Source organism: Acidocella aromatica (assembly GCF_014201825.1).
Lineage (GTDB): Bacteria > Pseudomonadota > Alphaproteobacteria > Acetobacterales > Acetobacteraceae > Acidocella > Acidocella aromatica.
Window position 1 is genome coordinate 34,111 of record NZ_JACHFJ010000013.1, and the last position, 25,305, is coordinate 59,415.

Annotated in this window: 23 protein-coding genes; 5 read left to right on the forward strand and 18 right to left on the reverse strand. The window is 65.3% G+C overall.

Annotated features, from left to right (window positions below):
• Window positions 1-49 precede the first annotated feature (49 nt).
• Both HNP71_RS12250 and HNP71_RS12255 read right to left on the reverse strand, forming a co-directional pair.
• Entirely contained in the window at window positions 50-1,102 is a 1,053-nt protein-coding gene (locus HNP71_RS12250) for an OmpA family protein (RefSeq protein ID WP_183267218.1), read from the reverse strand.
• A gap of 132 nt (window positions 1,103-1,234) precedes the next feature.
• A complete protein-coding gene (locus HNP71_RS12255) occupies window positions 1,235-1,705 on the reverse strand; it encodes a host attachment protein (protein ID WP_183267219.1) in 471 nt (156 codons plus the stop codon).
• A 172-nt stretch (window positions 1,706-1,877) separates the two neighbouring features.
• Here HNP71_RS12255 and HNP71_RS12260 point away from each other — a divergent pair, with 172 nt between their 5' ends.
• A complete protein-coding gene (locus tag HNP71_RS12260; RefSeq protein WP_183267220.1) occupies window positions 1,878-4,130 on the forward strand; it encodes an aminotransferase class III-fold pyridoxal phosphate-dependent enzyme in 2,253 nt (750 codons plus the stop codon).
• Here the strand turns inward: HNP71_RS12260 and nadC are convergent.
• The 9 genes from nadC to HNP71_RS12305 all read right to left on the reverse strand — a co-directional run bounded on the left by nadC (window position 4,127) and on the right by HNP71_RS12305 (window position 13,473).
• On the reverse strand, window positions 4,127-4,978 hold the full coding sequence (gene nadC / locus HNP71_RS12265; protein ID WP_183267221.1) for a carboxylating nicotinate-nucleotide diphosphorylase: 852 nt from the start codon (window positions 4,976-4,978) through the stop codon (window positions 4,127-4,129). The genes HNP71_RS12260 and nadC overlap by 4 nt on opposite strands.
• On the reverse strand, window positions 4,978-6,381 hold the full coding sequence (locus tag HNP71_RS12270) for an L-aspartate oxidase (protein WP_183267222.1): 1,404 nt from the start codon (window positions 6,379-6,381) through the stop codon (window positions 4,978-4,980). Before HNP71_RS12270 ends, nadC begins: the two co-directional genes overlap by 1 nt.
• Window positions 6,378-7,337 (reverse strand): quinolinate synthase NadA, encoded by a 960-nt coding sequence (gene nadA, locus HNP71_RS12275; RefSeq protein WP_183267223.1) that lies wholly within the window; start codon window positions 7,335-7,337, stop codon window positions 6,378-6,380. Before nadA ends, HNP71_RS12270 begins: the two co-directional genes overlap by 4 nt.
• An 80-nt stretch (window positions 7,338-7,417) precedes the next feature.
• Window positions 7,418-8,299, reverse strand: coding sequence for an NUDIX hydrolase (locus tag HNP71_RS12280; protein ID WP_183267224.1), 882 nt, complete (start codon window positions 8,297-8,299; stop codon window positions 7,418-7,420).
• Between the two features lie 39 nt (window positions 8,300-8,338).
• Window positions 8,339-9,466 (reverse strand): ABC transporter permease, encoded by a 1,128-nt coding sequence (locus HNP71_RS12285; RefSeq protein ID WP_183267225.1) that lies wholly within the window; start codon window positions 9,464-9,466, stop codon window positions 8,339-8,341.
• Between the two features lie 2 nt (window positions 9,467-9,468).
• Entirely contained in the window at window positions 9,469-10,605 is a 1,137-nt protein-coding gene (locus HNP71_RS12290) for an ABC transporter permease (protein WP_183267226.1), read from the reverse strand.
• On the reverse strand, window positions 10,602-11,549 hold the full coding sequence (locus HNP71_RS12295) for an ATP-binding cassette domain-containing protein (RefSeq protein WP_183267227.1): 948 nt from the start codon (window positions 11,547-11,549) through the stop codon (window positions 10,602-10,604). Before HNP71_RS12295 ends, HNP71_RS12290 begins: the two co-directional genes overlap by 4 nt.
• On the reverse strand, window positions 11,546-12,484 hold the full coding sequence (locus HNP71_RS12300) for an ABC transporter ATP-binding protein (RefSeq protein WP_183267228.1): 939 nt from the start codon (window positions 12,482-12,484) through the stop codon (window positions 11,546-11,548). The genes HNP71_RS12295 and HNP71_RS12300 overlap by 4 nt, the downstream gene beginning before the upstream one ends.
• Complete coding sequence (locus HNP71_RS12305) at window positions 12,481-13,473, reverse strand: HlyD family secretion protein (RefSeq protein WP_183267229.1); 993 nt, start codon at window positions 13,471-13,473, stop codon at window positions 12,481-12,483. The genes HNP71_RS12300 and HNP71_RS12305 overlap by 4 nt, the downstream gene beginning before the upstream one ends.
• Window positions 13,474-13,663: 190 nt before the next feature.
• On the opposite strand from HNP71_RS12305, the gene HNP71_RS12310 reads away from it, so the two are divergent.
• Together HNP71_RS12310 and HNP71_RS12315 are read left to right on the forward strand one after the other, a co-directional pair.
• Complete coding sequence (locus HNP71_RS12310; RefSeq protein WP_183267230.1) at window positions 13,664-14,908, forward strand: glycosyltransferase family 4 protein; 1,245 nt, start codon at window positions 13,664-13,666, stop codon at window positions 14,906-14,908.
• Between the two features lie 3 nt (window positions 14,909-14,911).
• Window positions 14,912-16,402, forward strand: coding sequence for an oligosaccharide flippase family protein (locus HNP71_RS12315; protein ID WP_246344208.1), 1,491 nt, complete (start codon window positions 14,912-14,914; stop codon window positions 16,400-16,402).
• Here HNP71_RS12315 and HNP71_RS12320 read toward each other — a convergent pair.
• Genes HNP71_RS12320 through HNP71_RS12335 form a run of 4 tightly spaced genes read right to left on the reverse strand, consistent with a single transcriptional unit; the run spans window position 16,399 to window position 19,813 of the window.
• A complete protein-coding gene (locus tag HNP71_RS12320) occupies window positions 16,399-17,145 on the reverse strand; it encodes a PIG-L family deacetylase (protein WP_183267231.1) in 747 nt (248 codons plus the stop codon). The genes HNP71_RS12315 and HNP71_RS12320 overlap by 4 nt on opposite strands.
• On the reverse strand, window positions 17,142-18,308 hold the full coding sequence (locus HNP71_RS12325; RefSeq protein WP_246344209.1) for a glycosyltransferase: 1,167 nt from the start codon (window positions 18,306-18,308) through the stop codon (window positions 17,142-17,144). The genes HNP71_RS12320 and HNP71_RS12325 overlap by 4 nt, the downstream gene beginning before the upstream one ends.
• Window positions 18,309-18,312: 4 nt before the next feature.
• Window positions 18,313-19,557: a serine palmitoyltransferase gene (spt, locus tag HNP71_RS12330; RefSeq protein ID WP_183267232.1), complete on the reverse strand. Its 1,245-nt coding sequence runs from the start codon at window positions 19,555-19,557 to the stop codon at window positions 18,313-18,315.
• A gap of 4 nt (window positions 19,558-19,561) precedes the next feature.
• On the reverse strand, window positions 19,562-19,813 hold the full coding sequence (locus tag HNP71_RS12335) for an acyl carrier protein (protein ID WP_183267233.1): 252 nt from the start codon (window positions 19,811-19,813) through the stop codon (window positions 19,562-19,564).
• A gap of 177 nt (window positions 19,814-19,990) precedes the next feature.
• Between HNP71_RS12335 and lptF the strand changes: the two genes are divergently transcribed.
• Together lptF and lptG are read left to right on the forward strand one after the other, a co-directional pair.
• A complete protein-coding gene (lptF, locus tag HNP71_RS12340; protein ID WP_246344210.1) occupies window positions 19,991-21,163 on the forward strand; it encodes an LPS export ABC transporter permease LptF in 1,173 nt (390 codons plus the stop codon).
• On the forward strand, window positions 21,160-22,239 hold the full coding sequence (gene lptG, locus HNP71_RS12345; protein ID WP_183267234.1) for an LPS export ABC transporter permease LptG: 1,080 nt from the start codon (window positions 21,160-21,162) through the stop codon (window positions 22,237-22,239). The genes lptF and lptG overlap by 4 nt, the downstream gene beginning before the upstream one ends.
• Window positions 22,240-22,242: 3 nt before the next feature.
• On the opposite strand, the gene HNP71_RS12350 is transcribed toward lptG, so the two are convergent.
• Genes HNP71_RS12350 through HNP71_RS12360 form a run of 3 tightly spaced genes read right to left on the reverse strand, consistent with a single transcriptional unit; the run spans window position 22,243 to window position 25,018 of the window.
• The gene (locus HNP71_RS12350; RefSeq protein WP_183267235.1) at window positions 22,243-23,160 is read right to left on the reverse strand and encodes a CDP-alcohol phosphatidyltransferase family protein; all 918 of its coding nucleotides are present in this window, start codon (window positions 23,158-23,160) and stop codon (window positions 22,243-22,245) included.
• An 8-nt stretch (window positions 23,161-23,168) separates the two neighbouring features.
• Window positions 23,169-23,885 carry a phosphocholine cytidylyltransferase family protein gene (locus HNP71_RS12355; RefSeq protein WP_183267236.1) on the reverse strand — a complete coding sequence of 239 codons (717 nt, stop codon included), beginning with the start codon at window positions 23,883-23,885 and terminating at the stop codon, window positions 23,169-23,171.
• Window positions 23,882-25,018: an inositol-3-phosphate synthase gene (locus HNP71_RS12360; RefSeq protein WP_183267237.1), complete on the reverse strand. Its 1,137-nt coding sequence runs from the start codon at window positions 25,016-25,018 to the stop codon at window positions 23,882-23,884. Before HNP71_RS12360 ends, HNP71_RS12355 begins: the two co-directional genes overlap by 4 nt.
• Window positions 25,019-25,305 lie beyond the last annotated feature (287 nt).

The window sequence follows — 25,305 nt, forward strand, 5'->3', positions numbered from 1 at the left end:
CAAAAAACCCCGGCGCTTCCCGCCGGGGCTGTTCTGGCGCGTAAGCGCGTTACTTGAGAACGATCTCGACGCGGCGGTTCTGCGGCTCACGCACGCCCGGGCCGGTCGGCACCAGCAGATGCGTCTCGCCATAGGCATGGATCTCGATCTCGGAGGCAGGCACGCCATCCTGCACCAGCTGCGCGGCGACAGCCTTGGCGCGGCGCTCGGACAGGCCCTGATTGTACTGCGCGGTGCCCGAGGTATCGGTATAGCCGGAAACGTCCAGGGTGGTGACGTTCTGCGTCTTCGAGTCGGACGCTGCCTGGGCGATGATCTGCGTCGCGCGCGGGGTCAGGTTGTACTTGTCCCAGTCGAAGAACACCAAGTAGGTCTTGGCCGGAGCCGGGGCCGGGGCCGCCATCGGGGCCGGAGCGGGCGTGGGCGGCGGCGCGGGCGGCGGGTTGAAGAGCTGATAGCGCAGGCCCAGCAGGAAGGTATGACTGGATTGCTGCTCGACATTCATCCCCACACCAGGAATGGTGGTGGAATAGTCTCGATTAGCGGTCAGTTGCATGAAGCGGTATTCGGCGGTGGCGGAGAGGCCCGGCACCCACGGCAACGGATAGGACAGGCCGGCGATCACATCAAAGGCAAAGCTACCCTCAGTTCCGCCAACCTTGATGAGGCCGTTGCCAACATCCGAATTTGCCTTCGCCCACTGATACCCAAAGCCGCCACCGACATACGGATAAACCGGCCAGTCGGGGTTGAAATCATACAACGCGTTGACCATCAGGCCGTACGTGTTCTGGCCACCGAAGATACGGTTGTGAGTACCCTGGATATCGGCCTCATGTGCGGTGTTCCTGAGGAAATCCATACCCAGCTGCACGCGGAAGCCATTGCCAAAGCCGTAGCCAACATCCGCAACACCGGCATAGGACGGACGCCACAGCGCCTTGCCCGATATCGTGCCATTATCCTGAATCGACACGGTCGTCGGAGCCAGAATGCTCGTACCCGCCCCCAGGCTGATATACGGACCGGTAACGGGCTGGGCGTGGGCCGCGAGCGGCAGAGCAAGGCAGGTCGCCGCAGCAAGAGCCAGACGGATCTTCATGACATATCCTCCGTTGTTTTATTTTGTTTCTTGAGACTAATCCAAGGCTTTGGCCGGAGCCATCATAAATGCTGGGCGGCGGCGAAATCGTTTCTATTGTGTCATTTTTAACACAGTTCCGCCACCGTGACGTTATAGCTGCCGGGGCGGCGTGGGCGGCGGCAGGAAATCCTGCAGATGCGACCACAAAGCGCTGTCGGGCGTCTTGGTCAGGTCCTTGTTCAGCGTGCCGCCGAGCTTGGCATGCGTCTCGGTATTCAGCTCCCGGCGGATGACGTTGAGCGTATGCGCGGGGGCGGCGACGATCAGCACGTCGAACGCGGCCTCGCCCTCCATGACATTCAGCTCATGCGCAACATGCTTGGCGAATTTCTCCGCCTCCAGCTCCTGCGGATCATGCCGGGGCGCGATGCCGTGATGCACTGTGGCGTCGCTGTGGAACGAAGCGCCCGGATGGTCGCTGCGCAGATCGGAAGACTGCTTATGCGCGGCCGTGGACTCGATCCAGCGCTCGGTATGCAGCACGTTATGGGCATCGCCGCGGACGATGCGGGCGTGTTCGCCATCGGCGATGGCGACGAGAAAACGCTTCTGGGTGGACATCCCAACTCCTCCTCTTGACCCCTCAAGCCTAGTCTGTTGCCTGGACAAAAGGTTTGACCCAGGTCAAGTTTCTGTGTTCCGCGCGCTACGGTTTGTGTTCCACGGTTTAGCGTGCCGCTCCCTCCCCCGGATATGTTGCGCGACAGGAAAACGCCTTGAGGTACAAAACATCATGACTGCCCCCCTTCGTCTCGTCGCACTCGAAACCAGCCCGCCGGCCTTCTCCACCGAGGCCGCCGCCAGCATGGCCCGGGAGATTTTCGGCGTGGACGGCACGGCGCATCCGCTCTACGGCGAGCGCGACCAGAATTTCCGTATCAAGACCGCCTCTGGCCCCGGTATCATCTTCAAGATTCTCGGCCCCAACGAGGACCCGGGCAGCGTCGAGTTCCAGACAGAGGCGCTGGGGCATATCGCCATGATGGACCCCACCCTGCCCGTGCCCCGTGTGCGCCGCACCGTGAGCGGCGAGGCCTATACCCGCATTACCGACGAGCGCGGCGTACCGCATATCGTCCGCGCGTTGAATTTCCAGCCCGGCCGGGTGATGGACGGCGTTCAGCCCTCCCCCGCCCTGCTGCGCCATGCGGGCTCCACCCTGGCCCGGCTGAACCTCGCCTTGGGCAATTTCTTCCACCCAGCGGCGGGACAGCGCATCGTGTGGGATCTTCGCCGGATCGTCGATCTGCGCCCCTCGGCCAAGCTCATCGACGATGCCGAGACCCGCAAGCTCATCGAAGCCGTGCTCGACCGCTTCATCGCCTTCCTCCCCGATCTGTCCCGCCTGCGGCACCAGATGGTGCATAACGACCTGCACCCCGGCAACATGCTGGTGGACGACGACGCCACCCAGATCACCGGCCTGCTCGATTTCGGCGACATGATCCACGCCCCCTTGCTGTTCGACGTGGCGGTGACCGCCGCCGAGACGGTGGGGGAGATGCCGCCCCTCGACTACGCCGCCCAGATCGTGGCCGGGTACAACGCCGTCCTGCCACTGCGAGACGAGGAATTCCCCGCGCTGTTCGAGGCGATCATCGCCCGCCACGCGCTCGCCGCCACCATCCACGCCTGGCGCCGCCATAACGACCCGGCTGGAGCGGAGAAGCTCGGCGCGCTCTCGGCGCTCGGCGCTCCGGCCATTGATGCCCATTTGAGCGCCGGGCGCGACGCCGTGGTGGCCAAATTCCGCGCCGCCGCGGCGGCCAAGCCGGGTGTCACCAACCTCGCCGAACGACGCTTCCATGCGCTCGGGCGTGGACTGGAACTCTCCTATCAAGAGCCGCTGCATTTGGTGCGCGGCGAGGGCGTGTTCCTCTACACGCCGGATGGCACGCGCTATCTCGATGCTTATAACAACGTCCCCTCCGTCGGCCACGGCAACCGCAAGGTGGCGCAAGCCATCGCCCGGCAGATGGAAACGCTCTGCACCAACACGCGCTATCTGCACGAAAGCATTGTGGACTATGCCGAACGCCTGACAGCCACCATGCCCGATGGGCTGGATACCTGCCTGTTCGTCAATTCCGGCTCGGAGGCGAATGATGCCGCTTACCGCATCGCCAAGATCGTCACCGGCAAGACCGGCGCCATCGTCATGGAACACGCCTATCACGGCGTGACCGATGTTGTGGCCGCCCTCTCCCCCTATTACGGGCCGTTCGCCCAGCCGCTCGCCACCTTCGTGCAAACCCTGCCCTCGCCGGATACCGGTGCCGACCCAGCGGAAGCGGCGCGACGGGCGATCGCGGCGCTACAGGCGAGCGGCCATGGCGTGGCTATGCTGCTCATCGACTCCGCCTTCGTCTCCAACGGCATCGTCAACGTGCCGGAGGGCTGGTTCGCCGCCGTGGCGGAAGAGGTGCGCAAGGCCGGCGGGCTGGTGGTGGGCGACGAGGTGCAATCCGGCTTCGGCCGCCTGGGCGATGAGTTCTGGGGGTTCGCCACCCATGGCGTGGAGCCCGACCTCGTGACCCTGGGCAAGCCAATGGCCAATGGCCACCCCACCGGCGCGGTGGTGGCGCGGCGCGAGCTGCTAAAAACCTTCACCGACAAGATCGACTTCTTCTCCACCTTCGGCGGCAACCCCGTCTCGGCGGCGGCAGCGCTCGCCACGCTGGAGGAACTGCAAAGCCGCGACCTGCAAGGCAACGCCCGCGCCACAGGGCAAAAGCTGCGCGAGGGCATAGCGGTGCTGAACCACCCCGCCCTAGGCGAGGTGCGCGGCAAGGGGCTGATGGTCGGCGTGCAGGTGAACGGCAACGCGGCTTTGGCCAAGGGCATCGCCAACGCCATGCGGCGCAACCGCGTACTCATCGGCACCGAGGGGCCGCAGGGCAACGTGCTGAAAATCCGCCCGCCTCTGCCCTTCGGAGCCGAGCATGTGGAGATTTTTGTCGAAGCCCTGCGCGCCAGCCTGGATTAGTCGAGGAAATCCAGCCCTATATCCAGCACCCGCGCCGAGTGGGTGAGCCATCCGGCGGAGAGCAGGTCCACCCCGCTCTCCGCGATGGCGGGGGCGGTCTCGGCATTGATCCGCCCGGAGGCTTCGGCCACGGCGCGGCCATTTATGCGCAGCACCGCCTCACGCAGCATCTCGGGTTTCATGTTGTCGAGCAGGATCGCATCCGGGCCGAAGGGCAGCGCCTCGTCGAGCTGGTCCAGCGTGTCCACCTCGATCTCGATCTTCACCAGATGCCCCGCCGCCGCGCGGGCACGAGTCATCGCCGCCTCCACCCCGCCCGCGATGGCAATGTGGTTGTCCTTGATGAGAATGGCATCATCCAGCCCGAAGCGGTGATTCGCCCCGCCGCCCGCGCGCACCGCGTATTTCTCGGCAAAGCGCAAGCCGGGCGTGGTCTTGCGGGTGCAGCTTATCTTCGCCTTGGTGTGGGCGATGGCATCGGCAATGCCCCGCGTGGCCGAGGCGATGCCCGAAAGATGCCCCAGGAAATTCAGCGCCACACGCTCGGCGGTGAGGATACTGCGCGCTGGACCTTTAATGTCCGCGATAATGTCGCCGGGCGAAAGCCGCGCGCCATCGGCCAGACGCGGGGTAAAACGGATTTCCGGATCCACCAACTTGCAGGCGATGCGCGCGAAATCCAGCCCCGCCACCACGCCATGCTCGCGCGCCACCAGCGCCACGCGGGCCTGGGCCTCGGGCGGGATCACGGCGTCCGAGGTGATATCCCCCGCCCGGCCCAAATCCTCCAGCAGCGCGGCACGCACCGAAGGTTCGATCATGATGTCGGGGAGGGCAAGCAGGGTCATCAGGCAGCCTTGTGGATTTGGGTGGCATCGGCGCGGGCATGCGCGCCAACAGAGGTTTCGCGTGCCAACGCCGCCTGGGCAATGCGCAGGCAAAGCGCGGCGGCGGGATTGGCGGGCGCCATCGCGGCGAAAGCCTCGGCGGCTTCGCTCATCCCCGCCGCATCGCGCAGCACACCGAGATGCGCGGACATCAGCTCCTGCAAGGGCGCGGCGTCAGGCTTAGGCGGGGTTATCTCGGGCAGCGCCCGGACCGGCTTGGCCTCCATCCCCGCCATAACCCGCCCCGCCGCCTCACCGCAGATCGCGGCTTCCAGCAGCGAGTTGCTGGCCAGACGATTCGCCCCGTGCAGCCCGGTGCAGGCAACCTCACCCGCCGCGAACAGCCCCGGCACGCTGGTGCGGCCCTCGGCATCGACCGCCACGCCGCCCATATGGTAATGCGCCGCCGGACGCACTGGAATGGGCTGGGTCGCCGGGTCGATGCCCGCCCGGGCGCAGATGGCATGAATCGCCGGAAAGCGCGCGGCGAAGCGTTCGCCAATCCCCCGTGCGTCGAGATACACTTCATACCCGGCCTGGGCATGGGCGAACACGGCGCGGGCCACCACGTCACGCGGGTCGAGGTCGTTGCCGCGCATGAAGTACGCCCCGGTCTCGTCGATAAACCGCGCCCCCTCGCCGCGCACGGCCTCGGAGATTAACTTCAGCGAGCCGCTACCCGGCACATCCAGCGCCGTGGGGTGGAATTGGATGAACTCCAGATCGCGCAGCTCCGCCCCCGCGCCCATGGCCAGCATCAGCCCCTGGCCGATGGCCCCGGGCGGGTTGGTGGAGTAGCGGAACAGCCCTCCAATGCCACCCGTGGCCAGCAGCACGCGGTCGGCGGGCAGGGCAATGGTCTCATCGCCACGCGTGGCCAGCACACCGGTCACGCCGGAAGCATCGGTGAAGATATGCCGCGCCGTGGCATCCAGCACGGTAATGCTTGTCGTGGCGCGCACGCGCTCGATGAGCGCGCGCAGGATTTCGGCACCCGTGGCATCGCCATTGGCGTGCAGGATGCGATGGCGGGCATGCGCCGCCTCCAGCCCAAGCGCCAGCGCGCCGGATTTGTCGCGATCGAAGCGCACGCCCAGGCGCAGCAGTGTCGCCACCACCGCCGGTCCCGCGCCGATGATCCGCTCCACCGCCGCGCGGTCGCACAACCCCGCACCGGCGGCCAGGGTATCAGCCACATGCAGGGCCACGCTGTCGTCGCCCCCTATGGCAACCGCCATGCCGCCCTGCGCCCAGCCGCTCGCCGCCTGAACGCCCAGCTCTCCGGCATTCAGCAGCGTCACCGGATGCGGGGCGGCGGCCAGAGCGGCCATCAACCCCGCCACGCCACCGCCGATGATGATCATTTGACCGCCAGCATGCGTTCGACTGCCCGCCGCGCCGGTGCAAACAACTCGGCCGGAATGGTCACCTCGGTCTGCATCTCCTCCAGCGCCCGGCGGATATTCTTCAGTGTGATCAGCTTCATGTGCGGGCAGAGGTTGCAGGGGCGCACAAACTCCGTCTCCGGCGCGTTCTGGGCGATATTGTCGCTCATCGAGCATTCGGTGATCAGCGCCACGCGGGCGGGCTTCTTCTCGCGCACGTAATCGGCCATCACCGCCGTGGAGCCGGAGAAATCCGCGACCTCCACCACCTCGGGCGGACATTCAGGGTGCGCCAGGATCACCACGCCCGGATGCGTCTGCCGCAGTTGCAAAATCTCCTGCGGGGTGAAGCGCTCATGCACCTCGCAATGCCCCTTCCAGGCGATGATTTTTACCCCCGTCTCCTTGGCCACGTTCTGTGCCAGGAACTCGTCGGGCAGCATGATCACCTCCGGCACGCCGAGCGATTCCACCACCTTCTTGGCGTTGCCCGAGGTGCAGCAGATATCGCTCGCGGCCTTCACCTCGGCTGAGGTGTTCACATACGCGACCACCGGGCGGCCGGGGTACTTGGCGCGTAGCAGCGCGACATCGGCGGCGGTGATGCTCTCGGCCAGCGAGCAGCCGGCATGCGCGTCGGGGATCAGCACGGTCTTGCTGGGGTTCATCAGCTTGGCCGTCTCGGCCATGAAATGCACGCCCGCGAGCACGATCACATCGGCATCGGCCTTCTCAGCCTCACGCGCCAACGCCAAGCTGTCGCCCACAATGTCCGCCACGCCGTGGAAGATGTCGGGCGTCTGGTAGTTATGCGCCAGGATCACGGCGCGGCGCTCGCGCTTGAGCTTCAGGATCGCCTCGGCGTCCTCCGCCATGGTGGCCCATTCGATGGGCGGGATGACACGGGAAACACGGTCGTACAGATCAAGCGGCATGGCGCACTCCTTTTATACTCAACGTGAGTATAAATCTTACGGGCGCAGTTATACTCAGCTTGAGAATAATCGTGCAACAATTATTTCACGCGGGGCAGCTTTGTGCCGGAGACCCCACGCTCCTCCAGCACCGCCTGGCGGAAACGGAACAGCTTGGCCGGACGCCCCGCCAGCCCTGAGGTGGTCTTGCCGGTTTCCTCCACCAGCTCCTGCTGCTCGATCAAGCGGCGGAAATTTGGCTTGTGCAGGGTCTGCCCAGCCAGGGCCTCCATGGTCTGTTGCAATTCCAGCATGGTGAATTCGCGGGGCAGCAGCTCGAACACCACGGGGCGATATTTGATCTTGGCGCGCAACCGGGCGATGGCCGTGGCCAGGATGCGCCGGTGGTCATGCGTCATCTCCCGGCCCGGCACGGTCCCGCCCTCGTCCGTATGGGGGCGCCGCGCCTCTGGCACCAAAGCAGCCTCCCAGAGCAACTCGTAGCGTTGCAGCACCAACTCCTCGTTCCACCCCTCGGCGCCGAACAGCCCTTCCACCCGCGTCTGACGGGCGGCATCATCCCCTGCCCAGGCGCGCAGGCGTGGTAGGATGGCCGCCACATAAGGCGCGGAACGGCTATGGCGGGCATCCTCCCAGGGGAAGTATTCGTACCAGCCATGCCATTCCGCGCCGGGATATTCCGTCATCGCCTCGCGGCTCAGGCCTAGATACGAGATGGAAATCCCCCGCGCCGCGCCGGGAAGCTGACCCGCGAAGGTGTAGAGCTGCTCCACATAGCCCAGCGGATGATGCGTCTGCCGCTCCACCCAGGCGCGCAGGCCGGTTTGCAGGGAGCGATGCCCCTCCTCTAGCGGGCCCGAGGGCAGCGCATAGCCGGAGCCGATGGTCAGCACACGCGGCTCGCCATCCGTCACGGCGGCAAGCACCGCAATCAACTCCGCCTGGACCGCTCCACCTTCCATACCTCTTTCTCGCGCATTTGCGGGGATGCGGGAAGGCGCTCAATCAAGCGATTTCTGGAACCTCAGCACGCTGACGCCGAGCATGACGCCAGCCAGCAGCGCCAGCCCCAGGAAATCCGGCCACAGCACGGCAAACCCCACGCCCTTGAGGAACACGGCGCGCAAGATGACGATGAAATAACGCAGCGGGTTGATGAAGGTGAACCATTGCAGCGCCGCCGGCATGGCCGAGATGGGAAAGGCGAAGCCGGAGAGGATGAAGAGCGGATTCACCAGGAAGAAATTGAGCGCGAAGGCCTGCTGCTGCGTGCGCGAGGCAGTGGAGAGCAACAGCCCCAGCCCAATGGCCGCCAGCAGGAACAGCGATGAACCGAACAGCAGCACGAACGGGCTGCCCACGAACGGCACATGGAACCACGCGGCCCCCAGCACGGTAACGAGCGCGACATCCGCCAGGCCGATGATAAAGAACGGCACCGTCTTGCCCAGGATGAACTCCACGCGACTGATCGGGCTGACCATGATCTGCTCCAGCGTGCCCATCTCGCGCTCGCGCACCACGGCGAAGGCGGTCAGGCTCACCACCTGCATCAGCGCCAGCGTTCCGATCACGCCGGGGATGAAGAACCAACGATCCTCCAGCCCCGCGTTGAACCATGGGCGTTCTTGCAACGAGACGCTCACCGCCCCCGGCGCGGCACCGCTGCTGACCCCCAGGGCGTTGGCGTAATCAGCCTGGAAGATGGTGACGATCTGGCTGACATAGCCGAGCGCGATAAGCGCGGTGTTGGAGTTAGTGCCATCCACCACCACCTCCAGCGGCGCGCTCTGGCCGTTGAGGAGTTTCTTCGCGAATTCAGCATGAATGATGATCCCCGCCACCGCCGTGCCTGTATCGATATCGCGGTTGAGCGATTGCTGGCTCGTCACGTTATCCACGATCTCGAAACGTCCTGTCGCCGGGAAATGCGAGATGAGATCGCGGCTGGCCTGACTGCGGTCGAGGTCCAGCACCACGGTGGACACATGGTTCACGGTAAAGGTGGCTGCATAGCCGTAGATGAAAAGCTGGATGACTAGCGGCGCGACGAGGCGGAAGATCGCCCAGGGGTCGCGCTTGAGTTCCAGAAACTCCTTCATCAGCATGACGCGAATGCGTTCGAACATGGCTAATCCAGGCTTTTACGGAACGCCCGCGCCGCCGCGCGGATGATGACCGCCGCATAAATCAGCAAGGCGATGACCGGCACCGCCATATCCCACAGCGAACTGCCCTTGAGAAACACCGAACGCAGAATGGTGACGTAATAGCGCGCCGGAACCAGCCAGGAGATGGCCTGCACCGCCTGCGGCATCTGGTCGAGCGGAAAGGTGTAGCCCGAGAGCATGGTGGTGGGCAGCATGGTGAGCATCAGCGCGATCTGGCTGGCTCCAAGCTGGCTATGGATACGCACCGAGAGCAGATAGCCAATGCCCAGCACCACCAGCGCGAACAAGGCCGTGGTGAGGACGAGCGTGAACAAACTGCCCCTGAACGGCACATGGAACCAGAAGGCGGCGGTGCCAAGGCAGAACACCGCGTCCAGCAGCCCGATGACAAAATACGGCGTCAGCTTGCCGAACATCAGCTCCAGCCCCGTCACCGGCGTGGAGATGAGCTGCTCCATCGTGCCGCGCTCCCACTCGCGCGAGACGGTGAGCGAGGTAAGCTGCGAGCCGACCAGCGCCAGAATGATGGCGACCACGCCGGGCACGATGAAATTACGGCTGTCCAGCCCCTCGTTGAACCAGACGCGCGAGGCGAGATCCACCGTGCCCACGCCGCGCACCGTCTCGCCATGCGCCCCCTGCCAGTTCGCATTGAGATCGGCATCGAGTTGCGCGACGATGCCTTGCGCGTAGCCGGTGGCGATGTTGGCGGTGTTGGTGTCGGTGGCATCGAGCACCACCTGAAGGCTGTCCTGGCCGGTCATATACAGGGTGCGGGAGAAATTCACCGGTATCACCAGTGCTGCGATGCAATCGCCATGGTCCATGGCTGCGCGCAAATCGCGGTCGGTTTGCAGCACCGCGACTTGGCGGAACCAGTCGGAGGAGGTGAAGCGGTTCACCACGCCGCGGCTGAGCTGGCTGTTCTCCTGGTCGTACACGCACAGCGGCACGCGCTTGATGTCCAGGCTGACGCCGTAACCCAGCAGCCCCATCTGCATCAGCGGCATCAGCAACGCGATGGCGAGGCTGCGCGGATCGCGCCAGATCTGCAACGTTTCCTTATACGCGATGGCGAGCAGGCGGCGCAGGTTCATGCCGCCTCCGGCGCTGGTTTGCGCGAAACGAGGCGGACGAATACATCTTCAAGGCTTGGGATGATCGGCTTGGGCGGTGTAGCGGTGAGCCCGTGCGCCACGAGGAACCGCGCCAGCGCCGCGGCGTCCGTGCCCGGCGCCAGCAGCACATGCAGCCTGTCGCCAAAGATCGCCGCCTCCACCACGCCCGGCGCGCCATGCAGCGCCGCCAGCGCCGCGCCGGGCTGGGGGCTTTCCAGCTCCACCAGCGCGCCGCCGAGATCCCGCCGCTTCAACTCGCCGGGGCTGCCGATGGCGATGAGATGTCCGGCGGCGATCAGTGCGATGCGGTTACAATACTCCGCCTCGTCCATGTAATGGGTGGAGACGAGAATGGTCACGCCATCCGCCGCCAGACTGTGGATCAAATCCCAGAACCGCCGCCGCGCCTCGGGCTCCACGCCGGAGGTTGGCTCATCGAGAAACAGCACCGGCGGGCGGTGCAGAATGGCGCAGCCCAGCGCCAAACGCTGCTTCCACCCCCCCGCCAGCGTGCGCACCAGCGCGTCCTCGCGCCCGGTCAGCCCCGCCATGGTGACGGCGAATGCCATCCGCTCCTTCAACTCGGCCCTCGGCACCCGGTAGAGCCCGCCGAAGAAGCGCAGATTCTCCGCCACCGTCAGGTCGCCATAAAGCGAGAATTTCTGCGACATATAGCCGATATGCGCGCGCACGGTCTCAGGCTCGCGGACAATATCATACCCCGCGACGGTGGCCGTGCCCGCACTTGGCCGCAGCAGGCCGCACAACATGCGGATGGTGGTGGACTTCCCCGCCCCGTTCGGCCCGATGAACCCCACGACCTCGCCCTTGGCGATGTCCAGATCCAGCGCGTCCACAGCGACAAACGCGCCGAAGCGCTTGGTCAGTCCGCGCGCCTGCACGGCGGGCGGGGCGCCGTTCACGCCGCCCCCGCGCCGGTCAGGGCGACGAACACATCCTCGATCCCCGGCTCCACCTGGGCGATGTCGCCATAGGCCACGCCCCGCTCATGCAGCCTTGCGGCAAGCTCCGGGGCGCGGGCGGCGCTGTCGGCGCGCAAATTCACCCGGTCGCCCATCAGCAGCGCGCCCAGCACGCCGGGGGCGTCCTGTAACGCGGCGCGTACGGCACGCGGGTCCGGCGCGGTGACGGCGAAGAGCACGCCGGGCATGGCCTGCTTCAGCCGGGCTGGGGTGTCGCAGTCATGCACCCGTCCCTCATGCATCAAAGCAAGGCGCGAGCAGCGCTCGGCCTCGTCCATATAGGCGGTGGAGAGCAGAATGGTGACGCCGGATTCCCGCAGGCTGTAGAGAATCCCCCAGAACTCCCGGCGCGAGACCGGGTCCACCCCGGTGGTCGGCTCGTCCAGCAGCAACACGGTGGGGGTATGGATCAGCGCGCAAACCAACCCCAGCTTCTGCTTCATCCCGCCCGAGAGCTGGCCCGCCAGACGGCGGCGGAAGGGCGTCATCCCGGCGGCGTCCAGCAACTCCGCCGCGCGGGTTTTGCGGGCCTTGCGCTCCACGCCGAACAGTTCGGCATAGAAGAAGATGTTCTCATCCACGCTCAAATCTTCGTACAGGCCAAAACGCTGCGGCATGTAGCTCAGCCGCGCCTTCGCCGCCTCCGGGTCGGCCAGCACGTCCACGCCGTCCAGCACGATCTCCCCTTCATCCGGCCGCAACACCCCAGCCAGCATGCGCATCAGCGTGGTCTTGCCCGCGCCATCCGGCCCGACCAGCCCGAAAATCTCGCCCTGCTTCACGCTGAGGCTGATCCCATCCACCGCCGCCAGCGCGCCGAAATGCCGCCTCACCTCGCGGGCGGCGACCGCCACCTGCCCGCCTGCCCCGCTCATGGCCCCGGCGGCAGCAAAGCGATGCGCGCATCCGCCGGCATGCCAGGCAGCAGCTCATGCGTCGGGTTGGCGACGTCGATACGCACCCGGTACACCAGCGTCACCCGCTCGGCGTAGGTCTGCACGGTCTTGGGTGTGAATTCCGCCCGGGGCGAGATGAAGCTGATATGGCCGTGATAGATCTTGCCCGGATAGGTGTCGGTGGCCACGTCCACCGCCTCTCCCAGACGCACCTTGCCTATATTCTGCTCGTTCACATAGGCGCGCAGCCAGGGGTGGTCGAGATCGTCGAGCGTGAAGATGGAAACCCCTGGCCCGGCCAGCTCTCCCAACTCCGCCTCGCGTACCGAGATTGTGCCCGAGAACGGCGCGGCGAGCGTGGCATAACCCAGCGTCACTTCGTCGAGATGCAGCTTGGCCTGGACAGCGGCAAGATTGGCCTGCGCCAGCCCGATATTCGCCTGGGCCTGCAGCACCACCGATTGGTCGTGCGCCAGCGTGGCTGCGGATTGCTTGGCCGCCGTGGCGGCGAGGTCGCGCGTCTGCACTGAGACGGCCCTGGCCGTCACCAGCGCCTGGGCGCGTTGGTAATCGAGCTGCTTCTCGGCGTAATCGGCTTCGTCGCTCACCACATTGTGCTGCGCGGCGGCAAGGCTGGCCTCATTCACCACCACCTGCGCCTGGGCCACCTGCACATTGGCGCGGTCGATCTCCACCTGCCTTTGATAAAGCCGGTCATCCACCCGGGCCAGAACCGTGCCCTGCTTCACGTTGGCCCCTTCGTCGAAGGGCAGCTCCACGATCGGCGCCTGCACGCTGGTGAAGCTCAGTACGCTCTCATGCGCCTCGATATTGCCCGAGACGATGACATACCCCTTCCCCGCCGCGCCGAACGGCCCGGTCTGCTCCTCATTCCAGCGCCACGCCGCGTACAGCCCGGCGGCCAGAAGGCACGCGGCGGCAACCGCCAAGGCGCGGCGGCGGTTCATGCGGGGCGCGGCTTGCAAGACGTTATCATCCAGCAATCTCGTAATCGCCCGCCATTCCCGCCGCTTTGACCTGCGTCAACCGGCTTCTATTGATCCCGTGGGCGCGAGGGCATAGGTTGCGCCATCCCCGCCGCCCCCCCCCGCGCGGCTTTGTGTTTATTGGCGGCACCCGCCCATTTGATGGTCTAGCATGAGAGTTTTGTTCGCTTTCGAGAATCCTCTGCCGAACGCCGAGGCCGATGCCGAAGTGTTCGCCACGACCGCCAAATACCTCGCCCCGCACACGGACGGTGCTTGGCTGCATGCCCCCGTGGCCGAAACCTCGACGCCCGAGGCCGTGAGCCAGATGACCGGCATTCCGCTGGTGCGCGCCTGGGCTCCGCTCACGCCCGCCGCGCTGCGGCATTTCTGCTGCGGCATCACCATTCCGCTGCGCAAAGCCTTCCGGCGGGCGGACTTCATCTATACCCGCAATCTCTGGGTCTCCTGGGTCTCCATCCTCTGCGGCCAGCGCGTGGTGTTCGACCATTACCGCCCCTGGCCGGACCAGATCCCCCCGCTGCAATACTGGCTCTACAAGCTGTTCACGCATGAGCGCTTCATCGGCAGCATCTGCCACTCGGAATACACGCGCCAGAAATACATCGAGCTGGGCGTGCCGGCCTCCAAGCTGCGCTGCGTGCATAACGGCTTCGAGCCCTCGCGCTTCGCGGCGGCGATTCCGCTCGACGAGGCCAAGCGCCAAATCGGCGTGCCGCCCGAGGCGAAGACGGTCGTCTATACCGGGCGGATCAACCACAAGAAGGGGCTGGACCTGGTGCTCGACGCCGCCCGCCAGCTGCCCGAGCTGACCTTCATCCTGGTCGGCTCCTATGGCGAGGGGCCGATCGAGCGCATGGCCGCCACGCTGCCGAATGTGCGCATCGTGCCCTGGCAGACCGAAGACACGCTCGGGCGCTATATCTTCGCCGCCGATGTGCTGCTCATCCCGCCCTCCTTGCAGCCTCTGGCCAAGTTCGGCTCCACCGTGCTGCCGCTGAAGCTGTTCTTCTATCTCGGCTCAGGCCGCCCCATCCTGGCGGGCGACACGCCGGACGTGGCCGAGGTTCTGCGCAACGACGAGACCGCCCTGCTGGTGCCACCCGACTCCCTGCCCGCACTGGTGGAGGGCCTGAAGCGCCTGACCAGCGACGAGGCTTTGGCCGAACGCCTCTCCAACGGCGCGCGGGAACATAGCCGCAACTACACCTGGGCGGCGCGAGCCAAAAAGATCGCCGATATCATCACCCATTGGCGGCAATCCCCCCCGCACGGGCCGGGCCATTGGGGCAAGGCGCAAACGCGCAACTGGCTGGCGCAGTCGCGCCGCTGGTTCGTGCATTTCGTCCGTACCCGCTCCTTCATCCTGCCGCCCGGCAACACCTCATCCAGCTAATTCATGGCCGACGCGGAAAAGCCACCGCAGGATGCGATGGCGCAGCACCGGCGGCATCTGGGCCGTGGGTTCAACTGGCTGGGCGGCGCCACGATCATCGCCAAGGTCACGGATTTCTCCACCATCCTGGTGGTACTGCTGTGCCTGAGCAAGGCGCAGATGGGCATCGGCTCGCTGGTGGTGTCCATCGGCATGGTGGTGGAGGCGTTCGACGGTTTGGGCACGGGCGACGCACTGGTGCAGGCCAAGGGCGTGAACCGCCGCCAGCTTGATTCGCTGTTCTGGTTCATCCTGGCCGCCGCGGTGCTGATCGCGCTCCTCACCCTGGCCGCCGCCCCGCTGGTGCAGATGATTTACGGCGTGCCGGGCATGGCGGCGTATTTCGTGCTGGTGGCGGCCAAGCAGCCGCTGGTGGGCATGGCGGTCATCCCGCTGGCCCGGCTGAACCGGGCTTTGCGCTATGAGCGGATCGCCGCCATCAATGTCGGGGCCACGTTTGGCGCGGCGCTGGCGCGGGCGGGCATCGCCTTCGCGGGCGGCGGGGCCTGGGCCCTGGCGGGGGGCTATGCCGCGAGCGGCGTGTTCATCCTGGCGGGCGCGCTGCTGGCGAGCCCGTTCAGACCAAAACCGCGCTTCAACTTCGCCGAAATCGCACCGCTGCTGCAATTCGGCTGGCGCTCATCCTCGGCCAATATTTTCGAACAGATCTTCAAGAATATCGACTTCCTGCTCGTCGGCTGGTTTTACGGCGCAGCGCCGCTGGCGGTGTACCGCGTGGCGTTCGACGTGGCGATGGAACCGGCCATGGCCATCGGCACCATCATCAACCGCACCGCCCTGCCCGTCTTTGCCCGCGCCGCCGCCGTGCCCGAGCACCTCACTGGCGCGCTGTTATGGTCCTTGCAACGGCTCACCGTACTCAACGCGCCGCTGATGGCCGGGATCATGCTACTGGCAACACCACTTGCCTCTTTGCTGCACGACAGCCAGGGCCATAGCTACGCCGCCGCCGCGCTGCCAATGCAAATCCTGGCCCTGGCGGCGATCCTACGCATTACCTCGCAACTGCTCACCCCGGTGCTGCTGGCCAGCGGCCAGCCGGGACAAGCGGCACGGCTCTCCGCCGCCACGCTGGGGCTGCTGGGTACGGGTATACTCGCGGCCGGATGGTGCTTCCCGGCGCAGACCGGCATCGTCGCCGTCTCCACCGTGTGGCTGGCGGTGTATCCACTGCTGCTCGGCTGGGGGATGGTCTATCTGTACCGGCATTGGCGTATCCGCCCCGGCGCACTGGTCCGGCCCTTTCTCGCCCCAGGCCTCGGCATCGCCATCATGGTCATCGGCACGGAAACAATTCGCCATCTCACCGCCGGGTTCGGGCAACAGGTGCAGGCCGGAATCGCACTGGCCGCCACACTGCTCACCTATGGCGGACTCTCCCTGCATGCGCGCATGACGCAGCATGCAACGGTAACGGTCGGGTCTAAGCGCTAGTCCAGCACCCGCGCAGCTTTGCCCCAGCGCCATAGGCGCAAGCGGGAAATGTCGAGCAGCGTCTCGCCATGCAACGGGTGTAGCGCTCCCGCAGGGGGCTGGGCGTAGAGCGTCTCACGCCGGGGCCAGCGGTAAGAGAGTATCCAGGTCCAGGCGCCATGGCGCAGGTAGGTCCAGGCCCAGCGCCGGGCCAGGAGCACGTTGGGCCGACGGAGTTCGCGGCTCGTCCAGCAGGGCTGGGCAGCCAGTTGCCGGGCCAAAGGCAAGCTCAGTGGTGCCACATAGTTGGAGAACCAGACCGTAAAGCCCAGTTCCGCTTGCAACGCGCAGACCGCTCGGTACACCTGCACATGTTCAGGATGCCCGTATTCGCCCCAAGGATTATGGGTGAATACATTGCCATACCCCGCCAGCACGGGACGCAACGCCGACACCAGCTTGGCAAAATTCGCCTCGTAGCGCGCCCTGCCCTCAGGTTCGGCGATCTCGACGCCATAGGGCGTGGGCTCAGCGCGCTCCCAATCCACCAGCTTGCGCACCCCGCTCTCGGGTATTTGCAGGTCGGTGAGGTTGGGCAAAGCCAGCGCCGCCACGGCGCGGCGGCGGGCGGCGGAGCGCTTGGGATTGCCGTACAGGTCGCCGAAGCAAAACACGATCTTGTCGGCGGCGGGCAAGGCGGAACTCAGCCAGAGGATCTCGTCATCCGGGTGCGCCACCACCACGGCACTCTTGCCCGTCGTCATTCCTGTTCCAGCAGCGAGTCGTAGAGGTCTTCCAGCACCGCCGTCTGCCGCGTGATGTCGAATTTCTGCGCCGCACGTTCGCGGGCCGCAGCCCCCATGTTCCGGCGCAGCGTTTCATCGCCCAGCAGAGCGCCGATTTTTGACCCCAAAGCTTCCGGGGCACGCTCGGGCACCAGAAACCCGGTCTGCCCATCCGCCACCACCTCGGGGATGCCACCCAACGCCGAACCGATCACCGGCACGCCGGTCGCCGCCGCTTCCAGCGTGACCATGCCCAGCCCTTCGACCCGCCCGGACGAGGTGCGCACGCTGGACAGCACCAGCATGGCGGCCCGGCGCATGCGGGCGAGCACCTGCGCGTGCGGCATCGCGCCCAGGAACGCCACGCGCCCCGCCAAGCCGCAAACTTGGGCCAGCTTCTCCAGCTTGGCGCGCAACGGCCCATCGCCGATGATGACCAACCGAGCGTTAGGATGTTGGGGGGCTGCCAGAGCGAAAGCGCGGATCAGGTATTCCGTGCCCTTCACCTCCACCAGCCGGGCGACATGCAGGATTTCCAGCGCTTCTTCCTCGGGCGCGCGCGGGATGATCGCGCCGCAATCCACCCCGATATAATGCACGCGCGTCCGCTCTGCGGGAAAACCCATGCCGAGCAGCCGCTCGCGGATGAAATCCGACGCGCAGAGGAACATCTGGCCATACCGCGCCAGACGTTGCCGCCCCAGCGCGTAATGCGCATAGGCCGGCGAGGCGAGCAGGGCTGCGGTGGAGAGCGTGGCGTCGAAGCCATGGAAGGTGGTGACAAGCGGCACGCCCAGCCGCTTCGCGACCGGCAGGGCATAGACCCCCTCCACCCCGAAATGCGCATGGATCAGCGCCGGACTCCGACCTTTCAGCAGGCGCAGGTAGGGGGCCGGGTCCAGCGTGAGCATTTGCCGGGCGATGAAAGGGATCGGCCAACCTTTCACCAGATCGGACAGCGCCAGCGATTCCGCCCCCGGCGGTGGGGCGCCGTAGCGCAACCGCCCCACGTAAAGCGGGTGGTAACGGCGCAGATGCTCCGCCTGCTCGGTGATGAAAGGTTCCGACACCTTGAACAGATTGTGCCGGAAGATGGCGACCTGGCGCATCTGCCCCTCGGGCGCGGGCGGGGTTCCGCCCATGCCGTTACTTCGCTATGGCGAGGACGGGTTCGTCCTGGCTCTTGGCGCCGGCAGCCGGGATCAGCCCCATCTCGCGCCCGGCCTCGGCGAACATCTCGATGGCATGGTCGATCTGCGCCGGGGTGTGCGCGGCGCTGACGCTGGAGCGCAGCAGGGCCAGCCCCTTCGGCGTGGCTGGCGGCAGGCTGACATTGGTGTAGAGCCCGCCATGCAGAAGCCGCGCCCAGAAGGCGAACGCGGCTTCCGGCGAGGGCATAACGGTGGAGACCACCGGGCTCGGCTCCGGCCCAACGGTGAAGCCCAAAGCGGCCAGGCCGTTATACAAACGGTTGGCGTTCTCGGTGAGCTGGCGGCGCAACACTGGGCGGGTCTGCAACTGGTGCAGGGCTTCCAGCGTGGCGGCGATGACGCCCGGCGGCAGTGAGGCCGTGAACATATAAGGCCGGGTGACGACGCGAAGGATGTCGAAGCCCTCGGCATCGCTGACGCAGAAGCCGCCGACGCCGCCCAGGCTCTTGGAGAAGGTGCCGACGACGAAATCCACGTCCGCCTCGACGCCCGCGGCCTCAGCCAGACCGCGCCCGTTCTCGCCCAGAACGCCCATCGAATGCGCCTCATCCACCACCAGATAGGTGTCCGGGTAGCTGCGCTTCACCGCCGCGAATTCCTTCAGCGGCGCGGTGTCGCCCAGCATGGAGTAGATGCCCTCGACGACGATGACCTTGTCGCCCGGCACGTCCTTCAGGCGGCGCAGGCGGTTGTCCAGATCCTCGGGGCTATTGTGGCGAAAGCGCGTGACCTGCGCGTAGCCGAGCCGTGCGCCATCATAGATGCTGGCATGCGAATCAGCGTCCAGGATCAGGTGGTCGTCCTTGCCCGCCAGGGCGGAGAGCATGCCGAGATTGGCCTGATACCCGGTGGAGAACACCATGCCATGCTTGCGGTTGAAGTACGCCGCCAGCGCCTGCTCCAGCTCCTTGTGCCCGGCATAGCTGCCATTGGCGATACGCGAGCCAGTGGTGCCAGTGCCGTACAGCTCCGTGGCCTTCACCGCCTTGGCGATGACGGCCGGATCGTAGGTCAGGCCCAGATAGTTGTTCGTGCCAAGCAAAAGGACCTTCTGGCCCTTGAGCACCGCCTCGGTGGGCGAAAGCACAGAGTCGAACGACACGTTGAAGGGATTAGCGCCAGCTTCCTCAAGCTGACGGTACTGCGCCGCCAGGGACGCGAACTTGGTAAACAGCGACATACGCTTAAGAGCCAGCCTTCAAATTTTGCATGGCAGCGATCAAGTCGCCGACCGTTTCAATCTCAGCAATCTTGTCGAGCGGCACGGAGATATCCAGCCGGTCCTCGATCTCCATCACGAAATCCATCACCGCGACGGAATCGAGCCCTAGATCCTCGACGATATGCGTTTTTTCGGTAATCTCGACCGGTTTGGGCAAAGATGAGCGCAACGTCTCGAAAATGATCTCACGGATATCCCCGACCAAATCACCCATGTCCTTGCTGCCAAACTGTTGAGTGAACCCGCCCGCGCGAACGCCAAACGCCGTGCAACGACAAATTCATATCAACGCCTATACATGCCACGGCAAATTATTTAAAGAGCAAGCAGGTCGCGATGGCTGTCTTTTACGGGCAGGCCTGCGGGGTTCCCTTGTGCCGCGCGCTGCCCCATGGCTTGGCAAGGCACCGGCAAGACCGGGAATGAATGGTTTAACGCTTTGATCCTCAACCGTTATCTGACCCGGGAAATCAGCCGGCCATTCGCTGTCATCCTCGGCATTCTCTGCGTGCTGTTCACGGGCTATTCCGTCGCCTCCATCCTTTCGGACGCGGTGAGCGGCCTGCTGCCCACCCTCACCATCGCGGAGTTGACCGGGCTGAAGCTGCTGATCGCGCTGGACGTGCTAATCCCGATCTCGCTCTATTTCGCGGTGCTGCTCTCCTTCGGGCGGCTCTATGGTGATAGCGAGTTCACCGCCATGTGGGCGCTGGGGGTTCAGCCCACGCAGATCGCGCGGATCGTGCTGTCTCTCGCCGGGATCGTTGCCCTGGCGGTGGCCGCGCTCTCGCTGGAGGTGCGGCCCTGGGCTTATCAGACATCGCACAGCGTGACCTGGCATGGCGCCACCAGCCTGGATGTGAACGCCATGCAGGCCGGCACCTTCTATACCAGCGAGGACGGGCAGCGAGTGATCTTCCTCACCCACCGGGCCGGCCCCGGCGCCCCCGCGCAGGACGTGTTCGTACGCCGCCAGCTCGCTGGCCATACCGAGGTGATTTTCGCCAAGCTGGCGTCATCGCTGCAGCAGAGAGCCGCGAGCGGCCAGCATGAGGTCTACCTCACCAACGCGCATGTCTATGAGATCTACCCGCCCGAGAGCGCGCAGAACGACCAGATCCTCAATGCGCAGGGGCTGATCATCGACCCCGAGAGCGCGCCCGGCGCGGCTCCGGCCTATAATCCCATCACCGCCGACAGCCTGGATCTCATGCGCTCCAGTTCGCCGCGCGACATCGCCGAGCTGGAATGGCGGCTCTCCACCCCCATCTCCACCCTGCTTCTCGCCCTGCTGGCCGTGCCGCTGAGCTACAGCAGAGTGCGGCAGGGTAAATATGCCAAGTTCGGCCAAGCGATCCTGATCTATGCCGGGTACTACCTGCTCTGCACCACGGCGCGCACCTGGGTGGAGCACGAAATGATCGGCACGCTGCCCGGCATTTGGTGGGCGCCCGCTCTGCTAGCGCTGGTGCTCACACTGATCCTGGCCACCCCGCATTGGCGCAACCGGCGCGCCGCCAAGGCCAGGGCCGCAGCCGCAAAAGCGGGAGCCAACGCCTCATGAACCTGCTCGACCATTACATCTCGGCCACGGTGCTGCGCGGCTTTCTGCTCATCGTCGCGGTGCTGACCGTGCTGTTCAGCCTGCTCGCTTTTGTCGAGCAGCTCGGCTTTGTCGGCCAGGGGCATTACAGCGCCAAGGACGCGCTGCTCTGCGTGCTGCTCACGGCACCCTACCGCGTGGTGCAGATCACCCCCGTGGCCATGCTGCTGGGCGCGCTGCTGGCACTCGGTGGCCTCGCGCGCAATTCGGAGCTGATCGCCTTCCGCGCTCTGGGCGTGTCGGAGACACAGATCGTCGGGGCGCTGATGAAGCTCGCGGTGCCGATCGCCGTCGCGCTGTTCCTGATCGCGCAATTCGTGATCCCGCCGGGTCAGCTGATGGCCCAGCACGTCCAGGCCGCAGCCTCGGGCGAGGAAGCCCCCCTGCGCAGCGCCGGGGGGTTCTGGGTGGAGCATGACCGCCAGTATCTCAACGTGCAACGCTTCGGCTACGGCAATGTGCCTGAGAGTATCGACATCTACACCTTCAACGACGACGGCAGCCTGAACAGCTACACCCATGCCAAGCGCGCCGAGGTGGAGCCGGATGGCACATGGATGCTGATCGGCGTGCTGCAGAAAACCGTCGACGCCACGCATTTCACCACCATCACGCTGGACGCGCTGCCCTGGCCGTCCTTCATCTCCTCGCATCAGTTGCGGCTACTGATGCTACCGCCGGAGATGATGCCGCCCATCGCGCTGTACCGCTATATCGGCGAGCGCAAGCGCCTGGACCAGCAGGCCCAGCGCGACGAGCTGACATTCTGGACCATGGTCAGCGTGCCGCTCTCGCTGTTCGGCATGGCCATGATCGCCGCCCCATTCGTGTTCGGCGTGCAGCGCATGCAAGGGGCCGGACGGCAGCTGCTCATCGGCGCGCTGCTCGGCATCGGGTTTCAGGTCGGCCAGCAGGTGATTTTCTATCTAGGCCTGCGACTCAGCCTGAACCCGGCCATCACGGCGTTGGCGCCCTCGGTCGCGCTGATAGGCTGCGCGGCCTATCTGATCCGCCGTATGCAGGTGGAGCTGAAGTAAAGTTTAGAGCCGAGCCGCGTGGTCGAGGAACAGCCGGTAGCGCCGGCGCTGGCTGGCCAGCAGCCAAGCCATGATGGCGCTGAAACCGAAAACCTCGAACAGGAAATAGAACATCGGCATGCCCGCCACCGCGAACAGGAAAATCGCGATGGTGCGGTAATTCGCCGAGAGGATAGACCAGCGGCGCACCGAGGGGGCAAACGTCTCGCGGTAGTCCCGGCGCAGTACGGCCTCGCATTCCGGCTTGGCGGCTAGAATCGTCTCCAGCTCCCGGTTGAATCCGGCGGCACCGCCCGTGGCCGCAATCTGAACCCGCGCGTATAGGCCATGCAGCAGATTGGCCGCGCGCTTGAGCATGGGCTGCCCCTGGCGCTCCGCCTGCGGCGGATGCAAATCCGGCAGCGCGGCGGATTTCCGCCCCCAGCCCCAGAAATTATATTGCTGGCGCTGCAGCTCATAGGCAGCCGACTGCACCGCGTGGCACAGCCCCGAAACCGCCACCAGCCCCCAGACCCAGGTGCCGACATAGCGGCTGAGCGTCAGCGCCAGGGCGACATAGACGGCGGTGAATGTGACATAGTCGCAGATGCCATCGATGATCTTGCCCAGCTCGGAAAACGAGTTGGTGAGCCGGGCGAGTTGGCCGTCGGCGCCGTCCAGCACATGCCAAGCAAACATCAGCGCGAAGCCGAGCACGCAGAACCACGGATGCGGGTACCAGTGATAGGCGAGCGCCGCCGCCACACCGCAGCCCATGCCGGCCAGCGACACGGCATTAGGCGAAATGCCCAGCCGCGCACAATGCGGGACAATCCAGGCGGAGAGAGGGTGGATGACGTAGAGGTTGGTCGGCTCCTCGATTTCCGAGGTACGGCGGACGGGTTCGGCTGGTGCCGCCCCACCGGGAATGTCCTGCTGCATGGCGGAGGTTACAGCTGTCCGGCTTCGAGCAGCTGTTCCGCCTTGGCGAAGGCGGCCGGGTCGTCGACGTCGACCCAGAGGCGGTTCTTAATGTCGAACACGCGGGCCTTGCCCCATTCGGCCAGCACATTCATCGCACCGGAGATGCTGTCATCGCCGCGGGACTGGCTTTCCACCAGCGCGTCGAACATCACCGGGGTGCAGAGGAACACGCCCGTGTCGAAGCAGTTGAAGTCGCGGATAACCTTGCCGATGTGCATGAGCTTGTCGCCCTGGCACTTCACGCGGGTCACGTCCTCGGGATCGTTCAGCGGGCTGTCGATGTTGAAATCCACGGCCAGCGTCACGGTACCCGGCTCGAAGGGTGCTGCTATCAGCGCCCGGAAGATCTCCGGGTCCACCAGATGGTCACACATCGTCAGCAGAAAAGGTTCGTCGATAAACTGCTTGGCCGTGAGCACGGACACGCCATTGGCGCGGTCCCAGGCACGGTTGAAGATGCGGGTGATGCGCACGTCAATGCGCTTGGCGATCTCACCCAGCTTCTCCTGCAGCGTTTCCGCCCGGTAGCCGGTGACGACGAAAAACTCATCGACTCCGGCAGCCTGGGCATTGCCGATCACGCGTTCGATCAGCGGCACGCCCTTGATGGGGATCAGGGGCTTCAGCTCGCCTTTTTCACGGAGCCTCGTGCCCTGACCGGCCGCGACAATCAGGCATTTCATCCGACGGCCGAGACCTTCACCGGCGCGGAGTAGCGGTTGATGAACGTCTCGGTCATCTCATACGCCACATCGTCGGTGTACTGCACCGGGGGATGCTTGCAGAAATAGGCGCTCGGGCCTTCCAGAAGGCCACCAATACCGTGATCCAGCGCCAGCTTGCAGCAACGGATCATGTCGATGACCACGCCAGCGGAGTTCGGCGAATCCTGCACCGAGAGGCGCAGTTCCAGATCCATCGGGACATCGCCGAAGAGCTGGCCTTCCATGCGGATGAAGCAGATCTTGTTGTCGTTCTGCCAGGGCACGTAGTCGCTCGGGCCGACATGGATGTCTTCGTTCTCCATGCGCTTCTTGGCGACAGCCTGCACCGCCTCGGTCTTCGACTTCTTCTTGGAAGCCAGGCGGTCCTGGTTCTTCATGTTGAGGAAGTCGGTATTGCCGCCGGTGTTGAGCTGGTAGGTGCGCAGCAGCTTCACGCCGCGCTTGGCGAAGATATCCGTCAGCACGCGGTGGGTGATGGTGGCGCCCAGCTGGGACTTGATGTCGTCGCCGATGATGGGAATGTTGCGGGCCTTGAAGCGCTCGGCGTAGCTCTTATCCGAGGCGATGAACACCGGCATGTTGTTGATGAAGGCCACACCGGCCTCCAGCGCGCATTCGGCGTAGAAGCGAGCGGCCTTCTCGGAGCCCACCGGCATGTAGTTCAGCAGCACTTCGGCGCGGGTGCGCTTCAGCTCGGCCACGATTTCTTCCTTGGTCAGCTCCGTGGCGGTGGAGCGCACGAAGGTGCGGTCCTCGTCATAGGCGGCCATATGCTCGGAGATGCCGTCCAGCACCTGGCCCATCTGCACGGTCACGCCGCTGTCCGGGATGTTGGACTCGAACACCTTGGTGCAGTTCGGCTTGGCGAAGATAGCGCGGCTAACGTCCTGGCCGACCTTGCGGGCGTCCACGTCGAACGCGGCGACGACCTCAATATCGCACGGCTTGTAGCCGCCGATCTCGGTGTGCATCAGCCCGACCACGCCTTCGCGGCAGCGCTCCGGAGTATAGTAGTGGATGCCCTGAATCAGAGAGCTCGCACAATTCCCGATCCCGGCAATCGCAATCCGGATGCGGCTTTTATTCGCCATGATGAACCTCGTACACGATAAAAATTCTTTGGAAAAACAACGAAGAAGGAGAGACAGCGCGCACAAGCGCAACCGCCCCGCCCATCCAGACGGGGGCCTCGACCGTACCGTTCATTTGCGCCGCCCGGGCTTTAAACCCCTGCCAGCCTGCACCCAGATCTCCGCCGTCCCCAATCCAACTCTCTCCTGCCAGCGCGGCACCGCCAACCCGAGGCTTTGATCACTCAACGCCATGACCGAGCAATCCTTTGCCCGGCCTGCCTGCCTTGCAACCTCCGGCCATTGGC

Coding starts and splice junctions, on each gene's coding strand:
- HNP71_RS12315 (WP_246344208.1), top strand. CDS start 14,912: ATGGCCGACGCGGAAAAGCCACCGCAGGATGCGATGGCGCAGCACCGG.
- HNP71_RS12280 (WP_183267224.1), bottom strand. CDS start 8,299: ATGGAAGGTGGAGCGGTCCAGGCGGAGTTGATTGCGGTGCTTGCCGCC.
- spt (WP_183267232.1), bottom strand. CDS start 19,557: ATGTCGCTGTTTACCAAGTTCGCGTCCCTGGCGGCGCAGTACCGTCAG.
- HNP71_RS12285 (WP_183267225.1), bottom strand. CDS start 9,466: ATGTTCGAACGCATTCGCGTCATGCTGATGAAGGAGTTTCTGGAACTC.
- HNP71_RS12270 (WP_183267222.1), bottom strand. CDS start 6,381: ATGATCATCATCGGCGGTGGCGTGGCGGGGTTGATGGCCGCTCTGGCC.
- HNP71_RS12360 (WP_183267237.1), bottom strand. CDS start 25,018: ATGGCGAATAAAAGCCGCATCCGGATTGCGATTGCCGGGATCGGGAAT.
- HNP71_RS12325 (WP_246344209.1), bottom strand. CDS start 18,308: ATGGGCGGAACCCCGCCCGCGCCCGAGGGGCAGATGCGCCAGGTCGCC.
- HNP71_RS12335 (WP_183267233.1), bottom strand. CDS start 19,813: ATGGGTGATTTGGTCGGGGATATCCGTGAGATCATTTTCGAGACGTTG.
- nadA (WP_183267223.1), bottom strand. CDS start 7,337: ATGCCGCTTGATCTGTACGACCGTGTTTCCCGTGTCATCCCGCCCATC.
- HNP71_RS12250 (WP_183267218.1), bottom strand. CDS start 1,102: ATGAAGATCCGTCTGGCTCTTGCTGCGGCGACCTGCCTTGCTCTGCCG.
- HNP71_RS12305 (WP_183267229.1), bottom strand. CDS start 13,473: ATGAACCGCCGCCGCGCCTTGGCGGTTGCCGCCGCGTGCCTTCTGGCC.
- HNP71_RS12350 (WP_183267235.1), bottom strand. CDS start 23,160: ATGCAGCAGGACATTCCCGGTGGGGCGGCACCAGCCGAACCCGTCCGC.
- HNP71_RS12290 (WP_183267226.1), bottom strand. CDS start 10,605: ATGAACCTGCGCCGCCTGCTCGCCATCGCGTATAAGGAAACGTTGCAG.
- HNP71_RS12300 (WP_183267228.1), bottom strand. CDS start 12,484: ATGAGCGGGGCAGGCGGGCAGGTGGCGGTCGCCGCCCGCGAGGTGAGG.
- HNP71_RS12260 (WP_183267220.1), top strand. CDS start 1,878: ATGACTGCCCCCCTTCGTCTCGTCGCACTCGAAACCAGCCCGCCGGCC.
- lptG (WP_183267234.1), top strand. CDS start 21,160: ATGAACCTGCTCGACCATTACATCTCGGCCACGGTGCTGCGCGGCTTT.
- nadC (WP_183267221.1), bottom strand. CDS start 4,978: ATGACCCTGCTTGCCCTCCCCGACATCATGATCGAACCTTCGGTGCGT.
- lptF (WP_246344210.1), top strand. CDS start 19,991: ATGGCTTGGCAAGGCACCGGCAAGACCGGGAATGAATGGTTTAACGCT.
- HNP71_RS12320 (WP_183267231.1), bottom strand. CDS start 17,145: ATGACGACGGGCAAGAGTGCCGTGGTGGTGGCGCACCCGGATGACGAG.
- HNP71_RS12255 (WP_183267219.1), bottom strand. CDS start 1,705: ATGTCCACCCAGAAGCGTTTTCTCGTCGCCATCGCCGATGGCGAACAC.
- HNP71_RS12310 (WP_183267230.1), top strand. CDS start 13,664: ATGAGAGTTTTGTTCGCTTTCGAGAATCCTCTGCCGAACGCCGAGGCC.
- HNP71_RS12355 (WP_183267236.1), bottom strand. CDS start 23,885: ATGAAATGCCTGATTGTCGCGGCCGGTCAGGGCACGAGGCTCCGTGAA.